General features: G+C 54.1%; 1 protein-coding gene. It reads right to left on the minus strand.

Annotated features, from left to right (window positions below; translation table 11 throughout):
- The coding region (gene rlmB, locus ACTHUM_RS16395) for a 23S rRNA (guanosine(2251)-2'-O)-methyltransferase RlmB (RefSeq protein ID WP_440403478.1) at positions 1-710 on the minus strand (710 nt) is incomplete at its 3' end.
- Positions 711-747 lie beyond the last annotated feature (37 nt).

Consider the following 747-nt stretch of genomic DNA (forward strand, 5'->3'; position numbering starts at 1 on the left):
CTCAATACCATGCCTGCGCTGACGGAAACGTTCATGCTTTCTACCGTGCCAAACATCGGAATCGATACCAGCATATCGCAATGTTCGCGCGTCAGGCGGCGCATGCCTTCGCCTTCGTTGCCCATTACCCAGGCCACGCTGTCGGGCAAGTCGCAGTGGTAAAGGTCGGAGTCGCCGCCCATGTCCGTGCCGACAATCCAAATGCCGTACTCTTTCAATTCACGCAAAGTACGGGCAAGATTGGTTACGGTAATATACGGCACAGTTTCCGCCGCACCACAGGCAACTTTGCTGACGGTCGCATTCAGGCCGGCGCTTTTGTCTTTGGGCGCAATCACGGCATGCACGCCCATCGCATCGGCAGTACGCAGACACGCGCCGAGGTTGTGCGGGTCGGTAATGCCGTCCAATACCAGCAAAAACGGCGGTTCGCTCAGGTTTTCCAACACATCTTCCAAGTGAACATGGTTTTTGGAGGCATCGATAAACCCGACCACGCCCTGATGACGCGCCCCTTTGCTGATGGCATTCAGGCGGTCGGCATCAGCAAAATGCACGCGTACGTTTTCAGAGGCCGCCTTATCCAATACATCGCGGGTGCGCGCATCGGATTTGCCCTCTTGGATATAGAGTTCGGTAATCGATTTCGGGTTTTGCCACAAACGGGCATTGACGGCGTGAAAGCCATAGATGAGTCGTTGGTTTGCCATGTTTTTGCTTTATCAAAAAATTCAGACGGCCATTATA

The organism is Neisseria sp. P0021.S006, assembly GCF_051956895.1.